This is a genomic window from Cerasicoccus sp. TK19100 (assembly GCF_027257155.1).
In the GTDB taxonomy this organism is placed as follows: domain Bacteria; phylum Verrucomicrobiota; class Verrucomicrobiia; order Opitutales; family Cerasicoccaceae; genus Cerasicoccus; species Cerasicoccus fimbriatus.
The window spans coordinates 701,344-720,014 of the sequence record NZ_JAPWDU010000001.1; the positions used below are offsets into that span (position 1 = coordinate 701,344).

Annotated in this window: 8 protein-coding genes; 4 read left to right on the forward strand and 4 right to left on the reverse strand. The window is 53.0% G+C overall.

Annotated elements, in window-relative coordinates; all coding sequences use genetic code 11:
- The first annotated feature begins 399 nt into the window (after positions 1-399).
- Entirely contained in the window at positions 400-2,763 is a 2,364-nt protein-coding gene (locus tag O3S85_RS02840; RefSeq protein WP_269537712.1) for a monovalent cation:proton antiporter family protein, read from the forward strand.
- A 489-nt stretch (positions 2,764-3,252) separates the two neighbouring features.
- On the opposite strand, the gene O3S85_RS02845 is transcribed toward O3S85_RS02840, so the two are convergent.
- Positions 3,253-3,540, reverse strand: a complete 288-nt coding sequence (locus O3S85_RS02845) for a YciI family protein (RefSeq protein WP_269537713.1) — start codon at positions 3,538-3,540, stop codon at positions 3,253-3,255.
- 3 nt (positions 3,541-3,543) lie between these two features.
- Positions 3,544-5,460: a threonine--tRNA ligase gene (thrS, locus tag O3S85_RS02850; protein ID WP_269537714.1), complete on the reverse strand. Its 1,917-nt coding sequence runs from the start codon at positions 5,458-5,460 to the stop codon at positions 3,544-3,546.
- Positions 5,461-5,780: 320 nt separating this feature from the next.
- Between thrS and O3S85_RS02855 the strand changes: the two genes are divergently transcribed.
- Positions 5,781-6,413, forward strand: coding sequence for a DUF3313 family protein (locus O3S85_RS02855; RefSeq protein ID WP_269537715.1), 633 nt, complete (start codon positions 5,781-5,783; stop codon positions 6,411-6,413).
- 53 nt (positions 6,414-6,466) lie between these two features.
- On the opposite strand, the gene O3S85_RS02860 is transcribed toward O3S85_RS02855, so the two are convergent.
- Complete coding sequence (locus tag O3S85_RS02860) at positions 6,467-8,287, reverse strand: polysaccharide deacetylase family protein (RefSeq protein ID WP_269537716.1); 1,821 nt, start codon at positions 8,285-8,287, stop codon at positions 6,467-6,469.
- Between the two features lie 527 nt (positions 8,288-8,814).
- On the opposite strand from O3S85_RS02860, the gene O3S85_RS02865 reads away from it, so the two are divergent.
- Entirely contained in the window at positions 8,815-11,997 is a 3,183-nt protein-coding gene (locus tag O3S85_RS02865) for a CBM96 family carbohydrate-binding protein (protein WP_269537717.1), read from the forward strand.
- A gap of 300 nt (positions 11,998-12,297) precedes the next feature.
- On the opposite strand, the gene O3S85_RS02870 is transcribed toward O3S85_RS02865, so the two are convergent.
- Positions 12,298-14,094, reverse strand: a complete 1,797-nt coding sequence (locus tag O3S85_RS02870; protein ID WP_269537718.1) for a hypothetical protein — start codon at positions 14,092-14,094, stop codon at positions 12,298-12,300.
- Positions 14,095-14,999: 905 nt separating this feature from the next.
- On the opposite strand from O3S85_RS02870, the gene O3S85_RS02875 reads away from it, so the two are divergent.
- A complete protein-coding gene (locus O3S85_RS02875) occupies positions 15,000-18,671 on the forward strand; it encodes a hypothetical protein (protein WP_269537719.1) in 3,672 nt (1,223 codons plus the stop codon).

Below are 18,671 nucleotides of genomic sequence, written 5' to 3' on the forward strand. Positions count from 1 at the left end.
ATGCTATAACGTTCCCATTGGATTGGGACGTTTCGTGGCTGGAAGGCTTGTCGTTCTATATAACAGAATGGTGACAACCATGAGCGAAATTTGCGTACGAGCCACCTTTGCATTAGCAGGAAACAACTCATACGAATTAAGGTCTTATTGCGCTAATGTTTTTTGAAAGATAATTAACTTACTGCTTGCCAAGTGGGGTGATGAGCCTAAGGATATCGATTGATCACAGTTAATCTTTTCTCTAGTTAATTCTAGGGATTATTGGGGAATATACGAGAAGCCGCTCTTCCTAGGGGTAGGAAGGGCGGCATTTTTTTTTGTCCAAATCCGTCAAAACACGTTTGCGGATTTTCGCAGTTGCCGGGATTTCCTCCATGGCGCAATGTAAAGTTTGTGAGCATGGAAAGTCACACGCCGGTGCTGATTAATGACTTGGCTATCGTGCTGATGTGCGCGGCCGGGGTGACCTTGCTCTTCAAGCGGCTCAAGCTTCCGGTATTTCTTGGGTATCTGCTTAGCGGTTTCCTCGTTGGTCCCAACCTCTGGGAGCGCTCGCCGGTGCATGACTTGGAGACGATTCAGGCTCTTAGCGAACTGGGGGTGGTCTTCCTGATGTTTTCGCTGGGGCTGGAGTTCGATCTGCGGCGCTTGCGGCAGGTACTCGGGCCCGCGATGCTGGCAATCATCCTGCAAACACTGCTCATGCTTTTCATCGGCTCGCAGGCGGCACCGCTGATGGGGCTTGGCGTGGTGCAGGGCTTGTTCCTTGGGTCGATTCTGGCGATCAGCTCGTCGATGGTCACGGTGGCGATCCTCAAAGAACTCGGGCGTTGGCAAAAGCCGCACGCGCAACTTGCCGTGGGCGTGCTGATTTTGGAAGATATTTTGGCGATTGCGCTGCTGGTGATTCTATCGGGTGTCGCGGTGACGGGTGCCTTGAACTGGGCCGCCGTTGGCGGCGTAACTTTCCTGATCTGCCTGTTTGTGGTGTTTATCTACTTCGTGGGAAAGCTCGCGGCACCGCGTCTGCTCGATGCATTGGAGCGCCACGGATCGAGTGAGCTCATCACGATCTGCGTCGTGGCGCTGATGCTCGGACTGTGCTTTGTGGCTGAGCTGTGGGGGCTTTCCGTGGCGCTGGGGGCGTTTTTGGCCGGTTCCATCTTATCACAAACGAGCCTCACCGAGCAGATCGAGCATTCTACTGAGCCGTTACGCAACGTGTTTTGCGCGGTGTTCTTCGTGTCGGCGGGTATGTTGATTAACCCCGAGACGCTGTGGGACAACGCCCTGGTGATCATTCTGCTGACGTTGGCCATGCAGCCGGCCAAGGTAATCTCGGTCTGGCTGGGGTTCTTCCTCGCCGGGCAGCGGACGGAAACCAGCTTTCGCGCGGCTACGGTAAAATCCCAGATTGGGGAATTCTCGTTCATCATTGCAGCGCTGGGGCAACAGTTGGGGGTCACGGATGCCTCGCTGATGTCGATCGCGGTTGGCGTATCGGTGCTCAGCACGGGGGGCAGTATCGTTCTCGCGAAAAACTCTGACCCGCTGCATGCCTGGCTGGCACGAAGGCTCCCGCGCGGACTCTCGACGCTGGCGGAATTTTATCGCAACTTGCTGGACGGCTTGGGTGGGCAAGCGCAGCGCACCGTGTTGCTTAAGCTCGTGAAGCGTCCGCTGCTGCAAATTCTCTTTAATTTCCTGCTGCTCAATGCGTTTTTGCTAATCGCATCCGTGGCCAGTAACCAACTGGGGGAATACATTGAGGAGCCCGAACTACGGATGCTTTCAGGGCTCGCGGTCTGGCTTCTGGCGGGTTTGATCGCACTACCTTTTGTTACCGCGATGATCCGAAACCTCAGCGCCATCGTGATGATGATCACCGATACGATGCTCTCCACCGGGGCCACGCGCAGCTTCATCCAAGGGCGCATGCGGAATATTTTTAATGGTGCCATCGTGGTGGCGGTGGTGCTGCTCGTAGGCGGTATTTACTTGTCGGTGGCGGCGCAATACCTGCCCTCAGGCACGGCGCTGGCGGCATTTCTCCTGCTCATCTTACTGGCCGCCGTCTTCTTCTGGAATCGTATCATCCGCATCAACAGCCAGTTGGAATACATGTTTATGGAAAGCTTTAACCAGCGCGTGGTTTCCGAGGAAAAATCCCGCCGTGACGCGACGCTGGAGGCGATTGAAAAACGCTACCCATGGCCGGTCTCTGTTGAGGAGGTCACCGTACCGCCCGGTGGCAAAATGTGCGGCCGCACGCTGCGCGAGGCCAATCTCCGCGCGGCCACGGGTGCCTCGGCCGTGGCGTTGGCGCGTGCCGGTCAAGTGCTTTACGATCTCGATCCGGACGAGATTATTTTCCCCGGAGATCACTGGTATCTCTTCGGCAATCATGGGCAGATTCGCGACGCCGTGCGCCTCTTCACGGCTGCGGGTTCGTCGTTGGTCAAGACACCCGCCGCGCCTGATCTGCGCATCGAGAAACTTTACGTGACGCGCGAGTCCCAGCTCGTCGATGAAACCCTCGCCAGCGCTGAGCTGCGGCAGAAGCACGGGGTGACGGTGCTGGGCATACAGCGCGGCGAACACCGGATTACGAACCCGCCACCGGAGGAGATCATCCACGCGCAGGACGTTCTCTATGTTGTCGGTGAAACCTCAGCGATTGAGGCGCTTCAGGCGATCGAATCCGCTGATGATGAGCTCCCAGGCACCGCTTTGGGTAATACTTCCGCCGATTACGCGGTTTGATTCGCAGAGCACCAATTGGGGCACCTGATTTTCGTTTTGGGTGTGCCGGAAGTGCTCGAGGACTTTGCCTAGGTGTTTCATGCCACGAAACCTAGGTGTATTGTGTCTGTTTGCCCATAGGTTTCGTGACAGTTTGACTATGGGCAAACTGTCTGCCCTAGCCGGTAACGGGCATTTATTCTGAGCGCCAAAGGCGCGGGCTTATATTAGCCTAGGGTTAGCAAGGAGCAAAGCGACGCAGCGCAGCCCTAGGAAGAATGAACAAAGTGTTCTTGGAGTGCTGAAAGCACGGCTTCATCGACCTTGTTGAGGCCGCCCCTTTAGGGCTTAGACGACTGGTTTGCGCATGACACCTAGGGCTGCGCTTCAGTCGCGCTGCGACTTGCGCTGACCCTAGGCTAGTATGGGATCGCACCTTTGGTGCTTATCTTCAAGGACTTATGAAAATCCAACTTGAGAGTGATTTATTCTTTTGATTACGTGTCTGTCCTAGCCGGTAACGGGCATTTCGCAAAGTTCGGCGGAGCCGCCATGCAGCAATACCGGATGCACCTCAAGTAGCTTTAGCACTTGCGCGCGGTCTTCGGCCTTAAACTGCATGAAGCCGGATATTTGATCTGACGGCTGCGCGGTCTGATCCCCCAGCAGCCAGCGCTCACCCAAGGCGCTGCCGCCTTGGAATAAGCCACTGGATTGCGCGCTCTTAAAAAACGCCTGCCAATCGTCAGCCGAGGCTTCTGATTTGGCGTTTCCGTGGATGAGCAGGAGATACTGCATCGGTTACATGCCTTCCGGCAGGGCCTTGGCGTCGATGTTGGTCTTGAGCGTGGCGATGGCCTCGTCGACGCTCACGGTGCCTTCGATGCTCTTGCCGATGCGCGAGCGGATCGAGACATTGCCGGCTTCGGCTTCCTTCTCGCCACAGACGAGCATGACGGGGACCTTGTCCATCTCGGCGCGGCGGACCTTGGCACCGAACTTTTCGTCGTGCCTGTCGATGTTGGCGCGGATGCCGACGGCCTTGAGCTTGTTGAGGAGCTCGTTGGCGTAGTCGGCGGTCTTTTCCGAGATTGGCAGCACGCGGACTTGCTCCGGCGAAAGCCACAGCGGGAAGTTGCCACCAAAGTGTTCGATCAGCACGCCGCAGAAGCGCTCCATGGAGCCGAACGGCGCGCGGTGAATCATGACTGGGCGGTGCGGCTGGTTGTCCGGGCCGATATAGGAAAGGTCAAAGCGGACGGGTAGGTTGTAGTCTACCTGCACGGTGCCGAGCTGCCATTCGCGGCCGATAACGTCCTTGACGACGAAGTCGATCTTCGGGCCGTAGAAGGCGGCCTCGCCAGCCTCTTCGGTGAACGGCACGCCGAGCGTTTTGGCGGCGTTGCGACAGGCTTCCTCAGCCTTGTCCCAAACGGCGGCCTCGCCAGCGTATTTGTCGGAATCCGGATCGCGCAGGCCGACACGGACGCGGTAGTCCTGCATGCCGAGCGTGTTGAGGACGATCTTCACGAGCGACAGGCAGCCGAGGACTTCGTCGGCCACTTGGTCTTCGGTGCAGAAGAGGTGGGCGTCGTCCTGCGTAAAGCCGCGCACGCGGGTCATGCCGTTGAGCTCGCCGGATTGCTCCCAGCGGTAAACGGTGCCAAACTCGGCCAGGCGCAGCGGCAGGTCGCGATACGAGTGCTGCTGCGAGGCAAAAATCTTGATGTGGTGCGGGCAGTTCATCGGCTTGAGCATGAAGCCGTCGAGGAGCTTGGTTGGGTCCATGACTTGCTCTTCGCCGATGGTCTCACGGCCGGTGCGCTCGTTGATCTGGTCGCGGAAATGCGGGGCCACGGCTTCGAGGCGCGCGGTGAGCTCGGCGCAGGAGCAACCCTCGTGCGCGACGTGCTCCAGCTCGTCCGGGTAGGGGATCGCCGGGAACTGCGACTCCTTGTAATATGGGAAGTGGCCCGAGGTCTTGTAAAGCGCGAGCTTGCCGATGTGCGGCGTGAAGACCTGGCTGTAGCCCTGCTTGCGCAGTTCTTCGCCAATGAAGTTTTGTAGCTCCTGGCGGATGATCGCGCCATTGGGCGTCCAGAGGATCAGCCCCTGGCCGACGTCTTCATCGATCACAAACAAGCGCTGGTCACGGCCGATCTTGCGGTGGTCGCGGGCCTTGGCCTGCTCGAGCTTGTCCAGGTAGTCGGCGAGCTCGTCCTTGCTGGGGAAGGCGGTGCCGTAGATGCGCTGGAGCTGCTTGTTCTTCTCGTCGCCGCGGTGGTAGGCACCGGCGATGGAGAGCAGCTTGAAGGCCTTAATCTTCTTGGTGTAGTTGACGTGAGAGCCCGCGCACAGGTCGATGAACTCGCCATTGCGGTAGAAGGAAATCGCGTCGCCCTCCGGGATGTCGGCGAGGCGGCCGAGCTTATAACGCTCCTGGCCGCAGCCCTTGATGATCTCAACAGCCTCGTCGCGGGAAACTTCCTGTCGCTCGAACTTCTGGTTCTCCTTGATGACCTTCTTCATCTCGCCCTCAATGGCTTCGAGGTCGTCGGAAGTGAGCTTCTGATCGAGGTCGATGTCGTAGTAAAAACCGTTGTCTGTTGGCGGCCCGATGTCGAGCTTGGCCTCCGGGTAGAGGCGCAGGATTGCCGTGGCCAGCACGTGGGACGCGCTATGCCGCAGCTCTTCGAGCGGAGTCATCTGGGCTTTCATGGTGTGATTTGGGTTTTTAGGCTTTCAGAAAAAGTCTGCGATCACAGAGGATTCCGCGTGCGCTGTCAACCAACGTAAGCCAGTGAATTTTACGAAGTGCTTTCGTCGCATCGGCGTCCCGCCTGTGCCCGATACGAGGATTTCGAAGCGCTTGAAAAAATGAAGGAGTAGGGCACAGGCAAGATGTCCGTGCTACGAGGTTACGATGATTGGGGGCGAAGTGTTGACTGTTTTCCTCACCTTCCCGGCCACATTTGCTCAGAAATGGCGTTTGACGGGCAGTTGGCGCGGCATAAGCTGGCCACAACTACTGTCACATCATGAAAACTATTCTTTTTTATTTAAGCGCTGTCGGGGCAATGATCTTGACTGGCTGCAGTCAGCAAGGTGCCAGCCCGTCCACGGCAGGCTTTACCAAGACCCAATTGGGCGGCTCCGGCGAGTTCGCCATTAAGAACGCTCAAGCCTTGGCCGGTTACGAATCGGTTTACGTGCAATCCGTGACGGCCCTGCCAACGACCAGCGTTACGGACCCCAATGCATCCGATGTCGCGGCGTTGGAGTTTGCCTTTGAGAAAGCGCTGAAGAGCAAGATTGACGCGGTACTGCCGATCGTGAATGCCCCGGGCGAGAAGACGCTGACCGCCAATGCATGGGTGACGGAGTTTTCCGCCATCCCGCCCGGCTCGGATGGCATCGATGCAGCCGATCCCGAGTCTCTTTATGGCAACACGCTGATCAGCGGCACCTCGATGTATGTGGACGAGATTTCGGTTAAAGTCACCATGAGCAGTTCTTCGGGTGAGTTGCTGGCTGTCTTCACCGATAGCGATTTCGGTAGCGATATCGAGGTAGCTCCAACGGGGATGACGAACTGGCCGCGTGTGTCGGAAGCCTTCGGTGCCTGGTGCAGCGAACTGGCGGATCAGTTAGGTTCCGCCGCAAGTCGTTAGGGCAGGTGTTGCCTCGTTAGCCGAAGCGCACTTTGATTGACGCAACACGCTCCCTAAAGTGTCGCTTCGTTTTGCTCCGGCCAAGTGAGTTCCACGCGTCCATTGGTCACCGGAATTTGCTGCCCTTGCCATGTGACGGATGTCACGCCATCGGGCACGGTCAGGCTGATGGGGCATCGCTCGGAAAGCCAGGGGTGCAGCCACGGGCGCTGAAGCTTGACCACGGTTGTTTGCGGGCTGCTGGATTCCACGCTGACATTGACGTTGTCCTGTGCCCAGAGCCATAGGGCGAACTCGGTGTTCGAAGGATACCAGGAATCGGGCTGTCCGGCAAACTGCGCAACGAAGTCTTCGAACTTTTTCCATTGCTCATCGCTTTTGCCAATCTGCCAACTATGGCCCTTGATGTAGAATAGGCCGCCATCTTCCTCAAGGAACTTCGGCCAATCGGCTTTGAGCATTTTATTGCCGCTACCGTAAAGACCGTTCGAGCGCATGAGCAGCGGCTGATCGACATCTCCGATCGTTTGTTGCTTGGTAATCTGAGTGCGCGCAATCCAGTAACCGGCATCCTTTACGGCACGCAGCACGTAATCACCTTCTTCGTCTTGAGCAGCGAAGTAACCATCGGGAAAGGAAAATGCAATGACTGGATGCCCGAGACGATTTTCCAGTAACTTTCGCATGGCAGTGGCGTTGTCTAGCGCACCATTTGGAGTCAGTGTGTTGTATGGCTTGTGCTGATAGCCGTGGGAGCCAATCTCAGCACCCATTGCTTCCAGCTTATCCATGAACTCAAGGGCAGGCGAATTTCCATTGAGCATGAAGGTGGGGCTATAGCCGTGCTTGACCAGGATCTCCGCGCAACGCAGGTCGGTAGGCTTGCCGTCGTCCCACGACGTGAGCACGACTTTGCTTTTGCCCAGCGGAAACTTTGGAAAGCTTGGGGCGGTTCCGTCAAGCTGGCTGCCGTGAAGTTCTAGGACCTCTTCGACTTGACGAGTCGGGTCGGTCGTAACGAGTAACTCACCTTCTACATCAAAATTCACTTCGCGCGTGGCCTTGTGGCGAAGAATCACCGATGAAAACAAATCCTTCGTCAGTATCTGCACGCGCTCAAGCGGGGTGCGCAGGTGGAAAGATGACGAGTAAACGCCGCTTCGATTCCAGCGGTCCAGCTTATAGGACAAGTTGATTGGCAGACCTTCACTGCCTTCCACTTCCGCTTCACCCGGCTCGCTCATGTAACCACCGACGGACCAGTTGCCCGTTGGCAAAGGGAAAGGCAGGGGCACGGAACCGTCCTGCTCAACAGGAAGCTCTAAGGTGACAGCTACCGATGCGTCCAGCTCAGTCGGGTGAACTTGCGTCAGGATAATTTTACTAATTGGCCAAGTTTTGTTCCAGCGCCAAAGATCGCCCTTCGGGTCTATGCGGACAGCGGTCGAGGGCGTATTGGTGTAGATGTAGAACTCGAATCGTTGTTCTTCACCTTTGGTGACCCAGATATAATTGGGAGCCACGCGAACGTCAGGATCCAGCCCCCCGACCATCTTGATGCTGATATCGCGATTGGCGTATGATTCTTTGTAGTTGCTCTCGACAACGCCATGCCACCAACCCGCTGGAAGGGGCGTTTCGGGCGTCCACTCGATGCATGCCTGGCTCTTTTTCTCGAAGTTTTCCTCGCAAGATCTGTCGAGGGTGACGCCGATCAAATAGCCACTCGAGGTTGTGAGAACCTTGCCACCAGTGGATTGCTCTGCGGTCAGTTCGATACGTCCGTCACTTAAGCGTGGTGGTTCGACGGCGTTCGTGGCGATGGGTATGGCGATCGCGAGGACTAGCGAAAAAGTTTTAATAATATTGTGCATAACAAGCGGAACGGCCCATGGCACCGAGAAGTGGGGGCTGGAGCGAGGAGAACGATTAGTCGGTCAATAGTCTTTCATCCTAACGTGAGTGTGTTCAACTGCAGTGCGACTTTATCAGTTAGGCGCTGAGGTCTGTTGCTTTGAGTGAGCTGTTCGTGGTTATGGTTGCTTGAGTTCCATATCTTGATTCTCAGTCTTTATTTTTTAGATGCGAGGTCTTTCAAGGGGTTCGTTTACATGAGTATCGGTGCAAGTCTTTCGCTGTGATCCTGGAGGGCGCGTAGCCTAAATGTGAATAGCTTCAATTTAGAAGTATTCGAAGTCGGAGCTGCTGTGATTCAAGCTTGGTTTTAGAAGCAGTTTACGCTGCTTCTTCACACCCCTAATTAACCCCCCAATAAGATTATCGTATGCTTGATTCTCTTCTACGAAGTCGTGGCTATCCACGTCTCGGCATTTGCCGTACGCTACTTTCAGTGGCAGCGCTCTCCTCTTTATGCAGCGTGATTCATGCTGCTGATTACTACATGACTCCCAATGGATCGGGGGATGGCTCGGGATCCGATTTTTCCAACGCCTTGGCGAAAGGTAGTTTGTCCAGCACGCTAAACACCACGATGGTGGCCGGTGATACACTCTACATAGGTTCCGGAAATTATACTAATACCCGCATCTACATCAATTCCGATGGGACGGCCTCACTACCCAAGTCGATCATCGGCGTGGATACCGGAGGCGGAAGGCCACATTTCAATGGCGACCCTGATTGGACGCGGAGTAACCCGGATGCCGGAATGGATCACGGCCTCTACATCATTGGTGATCACTGGCTGGTAGAGAACCTGGAAATTAGTCGTGTGCGCCACGGCATTAAAAGCTCCTCATCGTCTTCGAATGCGTCCAATTACATTACTCTTCGTGACTTGTTCGTGCACGATGTTCGCCATGGCATGTATGTGTATTACATGGACAACTCTCGCTTTGAGAATGTGGTCATTCAGGAATACACGAAGCAAGGGTTTCGCCTCGACCGAGGTTGCAATAATGTGACCTTTACCAACTGCGTGGCCGACATGACCGGTGGTGATGAGTCATGGTGGGATTATGGTGAGAAGTTCCCCTTTGGCTTTGTTTCCTATGGGAACGGGAGCTCGAATTCCAATTTGGTCTTCGAGGATTGTGTGGCCCTGAATCATCGCATGAATGGCCAGACTGACTCGGATGGAAATCCGCTGAGCTACTACAATGGAGACGGCTTTGTCCTTGAAGATAATAACAACGGTACGACACAATTCATTCGTTGTATTTCGGTCAACAATGAGGACGGCGGCTATGATCTGAAATCGGCAGCGAATCTCGAAGGCTGCGTTTCGGTTAAAAACTACCGTGGATTCCGACTCTGGCACACCGCAAAAACGCTCAACAATTGTGTGGCTGCTTTTCCCTTCCGGCGAACGAGCAGTAACGAAGTCGGCAGTGAGCCAAGTGGCGGTTCGGGTATCTGGACCCAGAACGGTCATTCCACCGTCAACAACTACACCTACTACGGTAACAACGGCCGTGGACTGGATGAGGACGGCAGCGGTAGCTTGACTGTCTCAAACAGCATTATCGCGTTCAGTGGTGCCTCGGGTAGCTTTAAAACGGGGACGGTAACTTTCGATGCCAGCACGGTGCAGTATCGTCCGGGCAGCGGAACCGATCCGTTGCTGATCAGTCCATCCATCGACTGGAACGGAATCGGGGATGAACTGGATAGCGAAACCTTCGGGCATAGCAAAGGTTACCACTCGCTATCGACGCCCTATGAGGCGGAGTCACTGGTGGTAACCAATTCAGGCGAGGGCAGTGTCGAGGTTACCAATGCTTCTGCTGGTGGCGGAGAATTGATTCGCTTCGATGCTGATGGCATTGGTGATTACATTGAGTTCAATGTGCCGAACCTGCCAGCGGGCACCTACTCGGTTTACGTGATGGATAAGACTTCTTCCGACCTGGGGACCTATCAACTGAGCGTGGACGGTGTCGATGTCGGTGCTCCGGTGGATCAGTATAGCGCGAGTGATGCCTATGGCGAAGTCTCCATCGGCGATGTCACTTTGGCAGCCGACACTTCTGCGGCTTTCCGTTTCACTGTGACCGGCAAGAATGCTTCGAGCAGTGGTTTCAAACTTTCCGTGGATACCATTCGCCTTTCGCTCGTAGGTGCGGTCGTGGAAGAAGAAAGCGAATTCTATGACGTCCTCCCCGAAGCGGATACCTTTGTTAATGATGGGAACCCCAACACTAACTTTGGCAGTGACACGCGCTTGATTGTGAAGGATGCCAGTCCCGACTACGATCGCATCGCCTACCTACGTTTTGCGATCCCCGGCGAAGTCACTGAACTCGTTGGCGCAAAGTTGAAACTCTACGTGCAGTCCATCGGCGGTGAAGGCTCAGGCGCGCGCAACATCGAAATACGCCAATTGGCCAATGACGCCTGGAATGAATCCACGATGACCTGGAACACCCGCGAAGCGTCCAATGGAACCTTGATCACGACTATCGATGCGCGCACGGTGGATGAAGTGCACGAGATCGATGTGAGCGCCTATGTGGACCAGGAACTGGCTGGCGATGGAACCGTTTCCTTTGTGCTCATTCAGCCGGCTAACGATAATCGCATGGTTATCTTTGGAAGCCGCGAGAATGTAGGCAAGGAGCCGATCCTTGAATTGGAAACTCCGGTGGCGACTTCAGTGATTTCGAACATCATCTCCGAAGCGGATACCTACGTGCGTGATGGCGCTGCCACGACCAACTACGGTGGCGACTCCGGGATGGCCGTTAAGGACGCCAGCTCCGAATACAATCGCATCGCTTATGTCCGCTTTCCGCTGACTTCCATCTCAGGATCAGTCTTGAATGCGAAGCTCAAACTTCGCGTAAAAAGCATTGGTGGTGAAGGCCCCGGCGCGCGCTACATTGAGATCCGACAATTGGCCGACGATGCTTGGGATGAAATGACGATGACCTGGAACACCCGCGCGTCATCGACTGGAACGATCATTGAGACGATTGATGCACGCACCGTAGGCGAAGTGCATGAGATTGATGTCAGTGCCTACGTAGCACAGGAGGCCGCTAGCGATGGCTACGTTTCCTTTGCCCTGAAGCAGCCGGATAATGTGGTGATGTATGTCGTCTTCAACACGCGTGAGGACACGGGCTACGAGCCTACGCTGGAAGTCGAAACGACCAGCGGCGCTCTTGGCTCAATGGTCTTCAATTCGGCAGGATTCTCGGACTATTCTACCCAATCGGGAAGTGGGTCCATGACGCTGGGCAGCGGTGATACATCGATTCAATTGACGGGCAATTATTGGCGTCGCTATGCGTTCCCATACACGGTGACCGCGAACACGGTCGTCGAAGTGACGGTGGATGCCTCTGATGCTGGCGAACTGACCTGCATCGGATTCGATTCAGACAACGATTATTCCACCGGTTTGAGCCACGTGAAGCTGGCCGGCAGCCAAGTGATGAATGAGTCTTTTGCGCCGATTAGTCCGCTCTACACAGCCGGTTCGGGGCCTGAGACGTTGGTCATACCAGTCGGCTCTTATTTCACTGGAAGTATGACGCATATGACCTTTGTTGGCGACGACGATGCAGACTCGAGTATCAATGTGACCTTCTCGGGTATTAAGGTCTACGAGTCACAGTAGTCGCGGCCTTCGCGTAGAGTCGCATTTGCGATTCTCACGGAGGTAACGCTTAAGTTAGCGTCATTGAGGTTCGTAACTTCAAGGGCGCTTTTCTTTTATCCAGCTACTGGATCGAGTAGCTACAAACTTAGGTTGCTGTCGAAATCTATTTAACTGCCGTATATTCGGCGGTCGAAGCAGTTAGCTTTTCAATACCAGCCTGTGGTGCTCCTCGCGCTTTGCTGGGCATGCACAATCAGGAGCGTAAAATGTTCCTCCCCCGAACGATCTTGTCGTCCGGAGGAGAAAATCGGGAATCATCTACAGAGCGGGTTCTAACCGCACATTGTCGATGTAAAGTGGTGTTGCCATATCGCCATTGGCGCGGATGTAAAATCCGGCGAAGTCCTCCAATGGCTGCCCATTGGCGACAAAGCTGCTCAGAGGTATGGAAATTTCCTGCCAGTCGGTGACGGTACCATCGAGTGTTCCCGGCATTGGAATCTCCTTGAATTTCGCTTCATTCGACATGGAGAGAATTTGTATTTCCAGGTTGTCCAATGGTACACTTTTGCTGCGAATGGCCATCCGCAGTTCCCAGTCTGCTGGTTCGTAATTGACGAATTGAACGGTCTCTGAAAGGCGCTTGGTGCGATAGGTTGCACCGCCGCCTCCCGAACCTTTTGTTGTCACTGCCAACGCATTGCTATGATCAATTCCTTCTCCTCTGACTTGGCGCATGTCTGCATCGCGCCATCCGCTGAGATACCAGCCGGTAGGATTTTTATCGCCGTAAATGGAGATGCGTTTTGCTTCGAGTAGGTTTGCCTCGGTTTTCAGCAGAGGCTGCAAGGATCTTGCTTGTGCGAGTAATTCGGCAGTGTCTTCGTTGAATTTTGTGTACCCTGTGATCCCTTCGCCTGGCTTTAAATCTGAGCCCAGTGGGCGGATGAAGTTATTGCTGGTAACGAAGTTCTCGGTTGGTAGCGCATTTTTTCCTTCCGGTAGCTCAACGATCGAATCCTTTACGGTGATGAGCATTCGGGCTTTCTTTTCCGGAGTTACCTTATAGGTGTTGACCTCCATCGGGACTTTGGAGTTGAGGAAGCTTGAATGAATGATCTGGACTTTTCCGCCAGTCCACAGTCCCACGTAATTTGAGTTGCCGCCGCGTTTTATCGGCGCATCCGAAAGGCAGTTCCACAGCACAGCACCAGGCTGGTGGCTCCAGAATCGAAAGTTCTTTTTGTTGTCCTTGGCTATGCAGCTAATGAGCAGCGGATTTAGAGACTTATCATCCCATCCTCCGTCGGTATTTCCGTAGGACTCACAGCGAATATACGTGAGGTTGTAGGCCGTGCCTTCGGCACAAAAACCGTCGCCATTCCAGTACTTACTGTCGTCCGTGACGTGCCAATTATTCTTGGCAATGCAATCAATGAAGGTGATGTCGTGGTCAAACACACCGCTTCCTTTTTTTCCACCGATCACGTTGAAGCCCATCGGGAATGGCTCAACATACCACTCTTTGCCGCCGGCATCGGCTGTGCAATTCTCTACCACAATGTCGTAGCATCCGTCACGAAAGCGAAAGCCGCGCTTCGTGTAGTTTTGCACGTCGCAATCTCGGATTTCTATATTATGCGTGCCAATCTCGGGATCGCTGGCATAGGCACCTCCGATGAACACAAACGCGTCACGAGTGCCCTGAACATCTACATCGATGATGCGACCGTTTGAGACCTGTCCTGGTGACGAAGTGACAACGCCTTCCCGGCAATTGCGAATTTCGATATTTTCTATCGCCCACCAAGATGACTTTGGGGCAATTTTAAACATGGCAAAGCCCTTGGCTTTGTCTTCTTTATTCCAGCTTCCGGAGAATACGGGGCGTTTACCATCACGAGTTACACCTTTCAGTGTTTTCGTGTCGTCTTGATTGCTGCCACTAGCGCTCAGGGTTACGGACCGGGCTTCGTAGTCACCTCCGCCCAAAAATAGTGTATCGCCTGGTGTCAACTGATCCCATGCGTTTTGCAGACTATCCGGGTTGGCAGAGTAGGAGAGTGCATTGTCCCAGTCTTTGCCATTTTGTTCGCCCGATCCGTCGGGCAGCATGTATAGATTCGCTGCGTTAGCTTGAACGCTAAACGTTAATGCAGCTAGCAACAGCAAGCTTTTATTGGGTATTATTCGACTCATAAACAGGGTTTTAGGTTGGGGGATATTGCGAATTAATTCGCGTGATATATGTCTAAGGGTAGGTGCGCTACAGTTAGCGGAATTCAGATAATTGGTTAAATCATCTGCTTAGCTGTCCTTTGTAATGTGTATCTATCTTTAATATCTAATAGGTCATATGGTCGTGATTCACTTTTTGTTGAGTTTAACCTATTCAATGCTAGGTGTTATCGCGGAAAATCTTTTTGATGGGCAACATGCCTGAGCAGTAATTTGCCGGTGTTAAGCGGCCTGTCAGGCAGTCTCGTGTGCCTGTGCTGCGGTGATCTTGAAACGAGCCAATAGATGTCCCATTAATACCAATTAGTTCTGCAAGGTTATGATAGACAGGGTATTGGGGATTCTGTGCTTTGTGATGGATATTCGATGGTTACTGCCATACTCAACAGCTCATTATCCTGAACGGCGTGGGAGACTGTCCCTGGAAGACCGCTTTGCACTAAAGTGCGTGGATGTTTAATAGATTAACTACCCCTTTGCTGGAGTAGCTGGTAATTATCGATATTAATGAGTTATACTTTAATGACCCCTTTAAGTTACCTCATTCCTCATCGTTTAAGCCCGCATCTAAAACGACAGCTGCGGAGACCATCATTGCTATGAATTATCAACATGGTGAGCTGCGGTATTTTTGGGTGATCACTTAGGAATCAATTTTATCTGAAGTGCAGAATGTCAGAAGCCTATTTTAGCCCGACATCCTTTTATATGAATTCTTAGTTTTTATTTTAGCATCTAAGCTCACACATGCGAAAGCTGTAAAAACTTTTCCCCTTCCCCCCATGACCCCCATTTTTAGATTCAATCGAGACGCATCCACGCGTCTTGACCTTCGAAATACAAGAAAACCACAAAGAGGTTTCGCATTGGTCGTCGCACTTGCACTTATGGCCTTTGCCGTAATGCTCGCGCTGTCTCTTTCGTCCTTATTGCAGGTGAATCTTGCGACAACTAAGCATTCGGACGAGTTGTCGATCGCGCGGCAGAATGCTTACATGGGTATGCTCACTGCAATGGGCGAACTGCAAAAAGCTACTGGGCCGGATGCAAGAATTACCGCCCGTGCAGACATCTTTCTTGGGCCCGATGGGCTGGGAGAAGATACATTAAAGCAGCAGTATTGGTTAGGCGTGTGGAACTCCAAAAATTCGGATGGGACGGTTAAGACCGCCGATGACTATGCCTTCTGGGACGAGCTTCAACCAACCGAGAAAATCAAGTTGGCCCAGTGGATTGTCAGTGGAAACGAAGGCTTAAACCCCGGAGATCATGGGTATCTGACACCCTTGGACGATTTGACCGACGATGATTCCAGCGTCGTTCTCGTTGGAGAATCTGCGGACTACAATGTGCCCGCAGTGCGCGCGCTTAAAGTTGCGCTGCCAGGGGACAACATGAACGGCAACTATGCTTACTGGGTCACTGGGGATAACAGCAAGGCTTTGGTAAACGTGATTAATACTGAAGTTGCTACGTCCTCGGACCCTGAGCTGCTAAATCGTTCTTTCCAGGTGCCGACTCGCAATGGCATTAATCAAGTCAGTGGTCTCGGCGATTATTCTGCCTCCGATGATTCTCTGCAGCATCTTTATGACTTAGCGCTGGGTTATGGGAAATGGCTTAGTGATAAGTCGGCAGACCCAGTGTCAGTGGGACGTGCGAGATTTCACGATCTGACCACGTTTTCCAAAGGGCTTCTGGTCGATGTAAAGGATGGCGCATTGAAAAGAGATTTAACGCAGGCCTTCGAAATTGACGCATCATTCGCGACACATTTCCCAGAACAGACTTTTGGTACCCAAGCGTTGTCAGATGAAGCCGCTGCGGATCCTACGAGTGCTGAGCCTTACTTCTTTGTTGAAGATCCAATCATCGTGAGTGGAGCTCCCAACTGGGGCGTGCTGCGTGATTACTATCAGCATTATTGGCCGCTCAGCAGTAGTGTTGCTCACATGAGGGACGATACTCTCAGCTTTCGTAAGGCTTATGAGAATATTCCTGGGGGCGGAGGCTCAACTGAACCGCGCTTTACCCCTTACTGGCATAACTCGTTCACGCACACGGATCCTTATGTCAGTTCTGGATTGCCTTACCAATATATTGGCGAGAACAGCAAGAACAAGGGCGATAACTATCAATTCACCAGTTGGATTACGCCAATCATTGCTCAAATTCGGATTTCTCACTCCTTCGAGCTGGTTACGCCTTCGGGCGGTGGCACGCCTGTGCCTGTAATTTCATTCAAGCCGGTTGTCTCTCTGTATAATCCTTATAACACAAAGATGCAGGCGAATGATTTTGGATTTCTCGCGACATTAAGTCCAAAGATTACCCTGACTCTCATTTTTGAAGATGAGGTGCAAATTGTGGAATTTTATCAGTCAGAGTTGCATACATCCAACAAGCAGGGGACATTGAAAATCTCACTGGATAGCTTCAATATCGACCCCGGCACAATTGTGCATCAGGCTTTTGATGGTAACCCCTGGGCCAAGATTGAGAGTAATAGTGGAGCCAATGCGGATTATCTAAAAAATGACTGGGAAGCTGTAGGTGGTTTGAGGTTTCCACTGGATGAAATTGATGATCAAAAACCCGATGGCGCGCCGAATAATGGCGCAGTCTCCTTGGAGGAGGCTCGGGAGTCTGGCGTTAAAGAACCATCTTGGCATCCCAAGTGGGGAATATCTGCGCAGGAGAAGGAATGGCTCAAGCGTGCGCTGGAGGAAGACGCTGGCATAACCATAAAAATTGAATACGACAAGTTTGGGGGAATACGTAGTTATACCAACTCCTCCGCCGCAGGTCAGAGCTATCACAACATTACGGACTTATGGCGCCCATACAGTAATGACCAACCCAAGACTTTCACTACGAGCTATTCTTCGATTTACGATGCGGTAAAGCAGGACTCGTTTGAGACGCTGGCTTTCTCTATTCGGACGACTGAACGCATGGGCGGTAGCGCTTCGGAAATGGAAGTCGTTCGAAATCTGATTGATTTCAACGTGAGGGCGATTCACTCGAATTCTGCCTGGGACGGTAAGTCGGATTGGGGAGCCACTCGCTACTTGAGTCTCTTCGATGTCGAGTCGCTTGGCTCTAATGAGCAAGAGCCGGCTAGTTATACGGATCCGGATACGGATGTAAAATACGGCTTCTGGGGGCGCAGTATCGAGGCAGATGAGGCACTAAAAAGTGTTGTCCTGTTTGAACGGCCGAGAGGACCTTTGCTGTCCTTGGGACAATTGCAGCATGCCAATTTGGGCCGCTATCAATTTGACCCAACTTACATCGTAGGGACTTCTTATGCCAATGTGCGTATTCCGATGGATCAGACGCGGGTTACTGACTTTGCGGGCGTCAATGACCTCACTTACTTTGATTTACCGTATCTGGTGAATGAGCGTATCTGGGATGGTTTTTTCTTTTCCACGTTAAACATTCCGCCACAGGAGGCCCGTCGCGATGAACTGCTTCTGGAGCTTGAGGAAACCGGTGCTTCGCTCTCTGATCATACCCTCAATCCGCGGATGGAATTCATCGGTAGCGAACTCTCCCCATTGGAGCGCTATAATCGTATCGTGGTTGAAGACGTCGAAGATGAGAACTTTGAAGATGCCATCTATCGTCCTGCATCGGAGATGTGGGTGAACGGTGCATTCAATGTTAATTCGACTTCAGTTGAGGCATGGAAAGCAATTCTTGCCGGCACGCAAAATCTTCGTTTCCCAGTTTACGATACGAGCGGAACGAATTCGATCGTTAGCGAAAGTGATGTCATCGTTTCGCGGGTGAGCCGCCCCTACAACCGTGGCTTCAAAACCACGGATGCGAATAGCGAAGCAGAGTTTTGGAAAGGTTACCGTTTGCTTTCTGATGAGGAAATTACCGATCTGGCCGAATCCATAGTGGAAGAGGTAAAGAAAAGAGGTCCATTCCTTAGCCTTGCCTCGTTTATTAATCGGAGCTTGAGCAACGATGAGTTTGGGAAAAAAGGGGCATTACAGGCAGCCTTGGACAACCCTCTACTGGGATCGGACTCCGCCCTCGGGGTTAATCAAATCACTAGCCCGGACCTCGCTGGCGAATTAGTCGAACCTTTTGTCAGCCTCCGTAGCTTCCTTTCCGAGAATTTATCGGAAACAGATCGTAGTAATATGGGGTTCCCAGGCTATGTGTTGCAGTCTGACCTCTTGCAGCAAATCGGTTCTTTTCTTACGGTCCGTTCTGATACCTTTACAATTCGGGCCTATGGTGATGTGGTGAACCCTTTCACGAATGAGGTTACGAGCCGAGTATGGTGTGAAGCAAAGGTACAACGCGTTCCGACGCCTGTCCCTACAGCGGCTTCAGATCCAAGCTCGATGGAAGAAATGATTCGACCATCCAGTGCGCTCGGTCGTCGCTACCAAATTGTCTCATTCAAGTGGTTAGATCCGGAAACAATTTAA

Coding starts and splice junctions, on each gene's coding strand:
- O3S85_RS02855 (WP_269537715.1), top strand. CDS start 5,781: ATGAAAACTATTCTTTTTTATTTAAGCGCTGTCGGGGCAATGATCTTG.
- O3S85_RS02845 (WP_269537713.1), bottom strand. CDS start 3,540: ATGCAGTATCTCCTGCTCATCCACGGAAACGCCAAATCAGAAGCCTCG.
- O3S85_RS02860 (WP_269537716.1), bottom strand. CDS start 8,287: ATGCACAATATTATTAAAACTTTTTCGCTAGTCCTCGCGATCGCCATA.
- O3S85_RS02870 (WP_269537718.1), bottom strand. CDS start 14,094: ATGCTGCCCGACGGATCGGGCGAACAAAATGGCAAAGACTGGGACAAT.
- O3S85_RS02875 (WP_269537719.1), top strand. CDS start 15,000: ATGACCCCCATTTTTAGATTCAATCGAGACGCATCCACGCGTCTTGAC.
- O3S85_RS02865 (WP_269537717.1), top strand. CDS start 8,815: ATGACTCCCAATGGATCGGGGGATGGCTCGGGATCCGATTTTTCCAAC.
- thrS (WP_269537714.1), bottom strand. CDS start 5,460: ATGAAAGCCCAGATGACTCCGCTCGAAGAGCTGCGGCATAGCGCGTCC.
- O3S85_RS02840 (WP_269537712.1), top strand. CDS start 400: ATGGAAAGTCACACGCCGGTGCTGATTAATGACTTGGCTATCGTGCTG.